Consider the following 5,715-nt stretch of genomic DNA (forward strand, 5'->3'; position numbering starts at 1 on the left):
GCTGATAGGCCGGGATAACTTCGAGAAAAGCTACCTGAAGCGCGTTGACTCGCTGAGGCCGAGTGAGGGCATTAAATACAACGTCGCCCTGAAGGGAAGGCCGAGAATAGGCAACACCGTCGTCTTCACCCTTGACACCGACCGTATAAACGGCTACAACGAGCCCTCCTCGCTCAGTCCGGAGCTTGCAAGGGAGGGCTACACCCTGATAATGCTCCATCACGCCCTGCAGAGCAGGAACCTCAAGGCCGAGCGGAGGAAGGGCATCGAGGACATCTACAGACTCTTCCCGAACCTCGATAGCGAGGGCGAAATCCTGCTGGTACAGACGTACCTCGACGGAAATCCGGTGAACAGGGTTGCCAGCGGTCAGGTTGTGGAGGACTTTCCGGTAAAAGATGTGTACGTCGTCGGCGACGCCTACAAGCTTCCCGGCGGGATAGAGGTTGAGGGCATTGCTCTGGGCGTGATGAGAACCCTTGAGAAACTCGGTCTCGGAAGCTTTTCGAAATGGTATTTATAAACGAAAGCTTTATGGTTTCTGTTCTTTACGTTTGCCACTTAAACTTCTCCGCGACCGAACCTTTTTCAAGTGAACATCGTTGATACCTAACGAACGTTTTTATTCCTCTGGCCGGAGTTATTCATTAGGGTGACGCTCATGAAGAGGGTCGTCATAGCCCTTGGCGGTAACGCAATCCTTCAGAGGGGACAGAAGGGAACCTACGAGGAGCAGATGGAGAACGTGAAGAAAACTGCCAAGCAGATTGCCGACATAGTTGAGAGGGGTTATCAAGTCGTCATAACGCATGGAAACGGCCCGCAGGTCGGTGCTCTGCTCCTCCACATGGATGCGGGCCAGCAGGTCTACGGAATTCCCGCTCAGCCGATGGACGTGGCCGGAGCGATGACTCAGGGGCAGATTGGCTACATGATACAGCAGGCCCTAATCAACGAACTCCGTGAGAGGGGTATAGACAAACCTGTCGCCACGATAGTGACCCAGACGCTTGTTGATAAAAACGACCCGGCCTTCCAGAACCCAAGCAAGCCAGTTGGTCCATTCTACGACGAGGAAACGGCAAAGAAGCTTGCGAAGGAGAAGGGCTGGGTCGTGGTTGAGGACTCCGGAAGGGGCTGGAGAAGGGTAGTCCCGAGTCCCGACCCCAAGCGGCACATCGAGGCTCCGGTTATTCAGGAACTCGTCGAGAGGGGCTTCATAGTCATCGCGAGCGGCGGCGGTGGCGTTCCCGTTGTGGAGGAGAACGGAAAGCTTAGAGGTGTTGAGGCAGTCATAGACAAGGATTTGGCCGGGGAAAGGTTAGCAGAGGAGGTCAAAGCCGATATCTTCATGATTCTAACCGACGTCAACGGTGCCGCGATTAACTTCGGGAAGCCGGACGAGAGGTGGCTTGGAAAGGTCACAGTCGAGGAGCTGAAGAAATACTACGAAGAAGGACACTTCAAGAAGGGCAGCATGGGGCCGAAGGTTTTGGCCGTTATAAGGTTCGTCGAGTGGGGCGGCGAGAGAGGAATCATAGCCCACTTGGAGAGAGCCGTCGAGGCCCTCGAAGGCAGAACGGGAACTCAGGTCGTCGGGTGACCAAAGCCTATAAATACTCCCTTCCCCTTTTCTATTCGGTGGTAGCATGAGCGACGCGGCAAGCGGGTTCTTCGGCTCGCTTATATGGTGGCTGTTCTTCATATACCTGCTCCTCTGGCCTCAGATGCAGTACAAAAGCCTTCAGGTGGCGAGGGCAAGGATTCTGCAGCAGCTCTCGAGGAAAAGGGGCTCAACGGTAATTACGATGATTCACAGGCAAGAGAGCATTGGCCTCTTTGGGATACCCTTCTACAGGTTCATAAGCATCGAGGACAGCGAGGAGGTGCTCAGGGCCATTAGAATGGCCCCCAAGGACAAGCCCATTGACCTGATAATCCACACCCCCGGTGGACTTGTCTTGGCCGCGACCCAGATAGCGAAGGCCCTCCACGACCACCCGGCCGAGACGAGGGTCATAGTTCCCCACTACGCCATGAGCGGTGGAACGCTTATAGCCCTCGCGGCGGACAAGATAATAATGGATCCGCACGCGGTTCTCGGTCCGGTTGACCCGCAGCTCGGCCAGTATCCGGGACCGAGCATAGTAAGGGCAGTGGAGAGGAAGGGGCCTGAAAAGGTCGATGACCAGACGCTAATCCTCGCCGATGTTGCCGAGAAGGCCATAAAGCAGGTTAGGGACTTCGTCTACAGCATACTCAAGGACAGGTACGGTGAGGAGAAGGCCAGGGAGCTTGCCCAGATTCTGACGGAGGGCAGGTGGACGCACGACTACCCGATTACCTACGAGCACGCCAAGGAGCTCGGCCTCCACGTGAGCACGGACGTCCCGGAGGAGGTCTACACCCTTATGGAGCTCTATAAGCAGCCGATGAGGCAGAGGGGAACGGTGGAGTTCATGCCGTATCCCCAGAAGGCAGAGAACTCGAAGTGATGGTCTTGCCTTTTACTCCTTTTCAATTTCAGCCAAAAAGTTTTTATTTGGTCGTGCATTTTTCAGTCCAGATGTCCGGAGTGGTCAGAGCTGTTCTAAAAAGGGAGAGGGGTAAGAGAGATGCCTACGGTTAAAGTAGACCCAGAGGAGATTAAGAGAATCAAAAGGGAGTTAGAGGCCCTTGAAAAGGAGAGAAACGAGATAAGGGCCAAACTCGATGAGCTTGAGAAGGAGCTTCAAATCTGGATTCAGAAAAGGGACGAGAAGAACAAGGAAGTCCAGCAGCTGAGGCAGAAGGGCAGGGAGTACAAGGCCAAGAGGGACGAGATAAACCAGAAGATAAAGGAGCTGAAGAAGAACCGAGAGGAAATCAACGCCAAGCTCGACCTTCTCTACCAGGAAATTCTCGAGTACAGGACGAAGAGAGACGAATACAACCAGCTCAGAAGGCTCAAGATGCCGCCCGAAAAGATACAGGAGAGAATTGAGAAGCTCGAATGGGAGCTTCAGACGAACCCGAACATAACCCCCGAGAGGGAGAAGCAGATAGTTGACCAGATACAGGTTCTCGCGACAGAGCTTGAGATAATCCAGCAGGCCGACAGATTCCACAAGAAGCTCATCGAGACGAGGAAGAAGGTCGACCAGCTCAAGAAGGCAAGGAAGGCCATAAGCCTTGAGATACAGAAGCTCGCCAACCAGAGCCAGCAGTTCCACGAGCAGATGATTCAGGCCTTCAACAAGGCCGACGAGGTCAAGAAGGAGGCCGACGAGTACCACGCCAAAGTTGTTGAGCTTCGCGAGAAAGTAAGGGAAGTAAGGAAACAGCTCAGGGAAATCGAAAAGAAGATTCGTGAGTACGACGAGAAGCACAAAGAACTGATAGCTTATCGCCTCGTCGCCAAGATGCGCGCCAAGAAAGACGCCAACTTCGAAAAGGCCGTTGAGGCCCTTGAGAAGTTCAAGCGCGGTGAGAAGCTCACCCTCGACGAGTTGCTCCTGCTCCAGCGCTACAATCTCGTGTGATGCCAATGGAAGTGCTAAAACACGAGGGACCTGGAAGGTTAGGGTTAGCTCGTCTAGGGGATTACTCCTTCAGAACCCCCGCTTTGGCTGGGATAGACTTCACGCTCTCACCCTTCAACTCATTCTTCCACCCTGACGAGCCCGGCGACTACGACTTCAATCTGGCCCCCTCAATCCCGCTTGGGTTCTACACTCCTGCCGAGGTCATCGAGAAAGCTTTAGGAAGGCTCTGGAGCGTTAACTATGACGGCTTCAACGCCTTCTATTTGCCAGCCCTGAGGAGAACCGAGTACCTCGGAGAGTTCTTCAAGATAATCGAGCGCCACAACTTCGAGGCGGTTTACCTCGGCAACTCCAAAATCCTCGTCAAGGAGTACCGCTACTTCGTTAAAATCCTCCGCGCCCTCCGTGAGAGGTTCCCCAACCTGATGATAATCACCGATTTGGAGCCGTTCTTCTATCCTTTGGCGGTTTACCTCGGCGTTGATGCCTTCGACACGCGCTCGCTCAAGCTCTACGACTTCGAGGGCAAGGGCTTCACCCAGTACAGCCCGTTCCTCTGGGGCAAAGAACCGAACTCCCTCGACTTCGCGAGAGAAACTATCCTCCTCGTGAGGAAGGCCCTTGAGAGCGGTAGGCTCCGCTACCTCGTGGAGAACCTGTTCTACACCCAGTACCACGCGGGAATTCTCCGCATAGCGGATTTGGAGCACGCCGATTACCTCGAGAAGTACACGCCGATTCAGGAGGAGACGGTCCACTTCATCAGCGACGCCTCCATCAGGAGGCCTGAAGTTAAGCGCTGGCACTCCCGCGTCCTCGAGCGCTTCACCCCTCCGAAGAACACCGAGCTGGTCCTTCTCTTCCCATGCTCGGCCAAGAAGCCCTACTCCTTCTCCCGCTCGCACACCCTCTACAGGCGCGCCGTGAAGGAAGCCTTAGGCTCAGGAACGGCCAGGGTTCACGAGCTAATCCTCACTTCACCCTTCGGCGTCGTTCCGAGGGAGTGGGAGTGGCTGGCGAAGTACGACATAGTCGTCACCGGCCACTGGAGCGAGGAGGAAATCAAACCTGCGGCAGAGCTACTCGCGAAGACCCTCGAGAAGTACCCGAAGGACGTTCCGATAATAGCGCATCTCGACGAGGCCTACGTCGAGATAGCAAGGCTCGCGGGCGAGCTTTCGGGCAGGGAGATAATATTCACCCGCGTTGAGAACGGAACGACGAGCAAGGAAAGCCTGAAGTCCCTCACCGAGACCCTGAGGGAGTTCCAGCTTGAGGGGACGAAGGAAGACAGAACCTACCGCTACTTCGAGAAGGTAAGGAAGGTCTTCGACTTCTACTTTGGCGCTGGAGCAGGAGAGGCCGTCCTTCCCGATAATGGCCACGTTAAAGGCTCTAAAATGCTCCGCTTATTCGTTGAGAACCAGCAGACGGGAACCTTCAGGGAGGGCGTCATAAGCGTCACGCCCTTCGGAATGCAGAAGATTTACGACTCGCTCAAGGCCTACTGGGTGAAGATTGACTTCGACCTGCGCGGCGACGTCTTCGCGGTCGGCGTGAACGAGGCCGACGAGAGGATTCGTCCTGACGACCTAGTCGGCGTCGTGAGGGACGAGAAGGTAATCGGCGTCGGCAAGGCCGTTCTCGCTGGAGAGGAGATGATTAGGGCAAAGAAGGGCGTCGCCGTTAAGGTGAGGAAGCGGGCTTAAAATTTTAAAGTTTCTCCCCTACCTTTTCTCATGCCCAAGCACTTCCGCAAAGGCGTCAAGAGGGAGCACCACTTCCTCAAGGGGCTTGAGAAACCGCTCGAGGAGATAGCCTCGATTCCCGGCGTAAAGAAGGTAATCCCGGGCAGGATTTACGCGAGCGATTCCCGGGGATTTGAGATTAAGGTGACGCGGGAAACGCAGACCGGCCTTAAGCTCGTCGCCAAGAGCGATGGAAGCATTCAGGAAGTTTTTCTCGTCGTTGATAGACTGGACCGGGCCAGGGTTCGCGAGGCAATAGAACGCCTTGCCGAGGACTGGACGAAATAGTTTTAAACCAACGCAGTTTAACCACATCTGATGGTGAGATTCAAAATTAAAATTAAGTTATCACCTTACGATTTTACTGCGGTGGTTATTGCAGTAGTTTACACGCTCGTTATGATTTATTTAAGCTTCCTTAAATTCAGGTACTTTGCCTACAA

The 5,715-nt window shown here is 54.4% G+C and carries 5 protein-coding genes and 1 pseudogene; all 6 read left to right on the forward strand.

Translation table 11 applies throughout. The features are described 5' to 3' along the window. A pseudogene (locus MVK46_RS09630) lies at positions 1 to 523 on the forward strand (oxidoreductase); the annotation flags it as partial. A gap of 138 nt (positions 524 to 661) precedes the next feature. Further along, positions 662 to 1,603, forward strand: a complete 942-nt coding sequence (gene arcC / locus MVK46_RS09635; RefSeq protein WP_297536461.1) for a carbamate kinase — start codon at positions 662 to 664, stop codon at positions 1,601 to 1,603. Between the two features lie 46 nt (positions 1,604 to 1,649). Next, entirely contained in the window at positions 1,650 to 2,495 is an 846-nt protein-coding gene (locus MVK46_RS09640) for an ATP-dependent Clp protease proteolytic subunit (protein ID WP_297536462.1), read from the forward strand. Between the two features lie 120 nt (positions 2,496 to 2,615). Beyond that, the gene (locus MVK46_RS09645) at positions 2,616 to 3,521 is read left to right on the forward strand and encodes a coiled-coil protein (protein WP_297536463.1); all 906 of its coding nucleotides are present in this window, start codon (positions 2,616 to 2,618) and stop codon (positions 3,519 to 3,521) included. Positions 3,522 to 3,526: 5 nt separating this feature from the next. Continuing rightward, complete coding sequence (arcS, locus tag MVK46_RS09650; protein WP_297536465.1) at positions 3,527 to 5,233, forward strand: archaeosine synthase subunit alpha; 1,707 nt, start codon at positions 3,527 to 3,529, stop codon at positions 5,231 to 5,233. Positions 5,234 to 5,263: 30 nt separating this feature from the next. Next, positions 5,264 to 5,560, forward strand: a complete 297-nt coding sequence (locus MVK46_RS09655; RefSeq protein ID WP_297536464.1) for a DUF2103 domain-containing protein — start codon at positions 5,264 to 5,266, stop codon at positions 5,558 to 5,560. The last annotated feature ends 155 nt before the right edge of the window (positions 5,561 to 5,715 follow it).

It is taken from the genome of Thermococcus sp., assembly GCF_027066465.1.
Classification (GTDB): Archaea; Methanobacteriota_B; Thermococci; order Thermococcales; family Thermococcaceae; genus Thermococcus.

Coding starts and splice junctions, on each gene's coding strand:
- MVK46_RS09655 (WP_297536464.1), top strand. CDS start 5,264: ATGCCCAAGCACTTCCGCAAAGGCGTCAAGAGGGAGCACCACTTCCTC.
- MVK46_RS09645 (WP_297536463.1), top strand. CDS start 2,616: ATGCCTACGGTTAAAGTAGACCCAGAGGAGATTAAGAGAATCAAAAGG.
- arcC (WP_297536461.1), top strand. CDS start 662: ATGAAGAGGGTCGTCATAGCCCTTGGCGGTAACGCAATCCTTCAGAGG.
- MVK46_RS09640 (WP_297536462.1), top strand. CDS start 1,650: ATGAGCGACGCGGCAAGCGGGTTCTTCGGCTCGCTTATATGGTGGCTG.
- arcS (WP_297536465.1), top strand. CDS start 3,527: ATGGAAGTGCTAAAACACGAGGGACCTGGAAGGTTAGGGTTAGCTCGT.